Source organism: Corynebacterium sp. J010B-136 (assembly GCF_002967075.1).
GTDB lineage: Bacteria > Actinomycetota > Actinomycetes > Mycobacteriales > Mycobacteriaceae > Corynebacterium.
In genome coordinates, this window is the sequence record NZ_PUGE01000015.1 from 1 (window position 1) to 1,303 (window position 1,303).

Annotated in this window: 1 protein-coding gene; it reads right to left on the minus strand. The window is 51.3% G+C overall.

The genetic code is table 11. From position 1 onward, the window contains the following. Positions 1–37 precede the first annotated feature (37 nt). Positions 38–1,230 (minus strand): IS3 family transposase gene (locus C5Y44_RS13150; RefSeq protein ID WP_105325347.1). Its coding sequence is split into 2 segments (ribosomal slippage): positions 38–945 and positions 945–1,230, totalling 1,194 coding nucleotides; the frame shifts between segments, so codons are not numbered across the junction. Positions 1,231–1,303 lie beyond the last annotated feature (73 nt).

Below are 1,303 nucleotides of genomic sequence, written 5' to 3' on the forward strand. Positions count from 1 at the left end.
GGGCGTGACCCCTGAAAAGTAGACAGGTTGGGGGCGGTTATGCTGCCTTAGATAGTGTATCGGATTGCGCTTCGAAGGCATCCGGTGATATCTGTCCGCACCATGAATGTCGGCGTCGGGTGTTGTATCTGATACACCAGCGGAAGACCTCCTGCCGGCATTGCAGCGGATTGGCGAAGACTTTGTTATCGCGGAGGACTTCTCTTTTCATCGTGGAATTAAATGATTCCGCCAGTGCATTATCAGCGCTGGTACCAACCGCACCCATGGACTGGGTCACGCCCAACTCGCTACAGCGTGCACCAAACGCCGATGAGGTATACACACTGCCGTGATCTGAATGGAAGATGGCACCGTCAAGCCCACCACGTACCGTATTGGCGTGTTCTAAAGCTTCAATCACGAGGCTGGTGCGCATGTGATCAGCAATCGCGAAGCCAGCAAGCTTGCGCGAGTACAAGTCAATGACCGTAGCCAGATACATATTTGTACCGTTCTTACAGGGCAAATATGTAATATCACCGACATATACCTGGTTCACTGCGTTGGCATGAAACCGGCGTTTCACCAGGTCTGCGAAAACCGGATTTTTCGTGTTTCGCCTGGTTGTCACGCACCGGCGACGCTTGGTAAAGCCACGTAGATTCATGTTTTTCATGATCCGGGCAACCTTTTTATGATTAACTCTGGCAAACTCTTTGGCCTCATTGAGTGAGGCGGTGATGCGCTTAGCACCGTACAAGCCATTTTCTTCATCAAAAACTGCGGCAATTCGGGCTCCAAGCAGACCGTCAGCACAGGTACGCCCATCGCGGCGAGCGCGCGTGGCTTTCCATTTGTAAAACGATGAGCGTGTGAGCTTTAAGACTTCACACATCCGCTTGACCGAGTATTCGGTGCGGTGGTCTTCGACAAACTGGAAGCGGATCACCAGCGTGTCTCTTCGGCAAAATACTTCGCAGCCTTACGCAAAATATCTCGCTCTTCACGCAATTTGGCGTTTTCTTTTTCCAATGCACGTATGCGTTCTGCATCAGATACAGCTTCTGCCTGGGCTTTAGCCTCAGCCATGCGTGTCTTCTTGCCAGTGCCGAATTCCTTTTTCCATTGATGCAATGAGGCCCGATTGACTCCCAGTTCGGCCGCAGCAGCAGCCAGAGACAAGTCCTCATTGTTTTCATATAGAGCAACCGCATCACGCTTGAATTGCTCAGAATAGAACTTAGGCATAGTAGGTAGAATACCTTTCCTCCCAGCCCTAACGGCCGAGAATCTAGATGTCTACCAAACAGGGGTCAGGTCC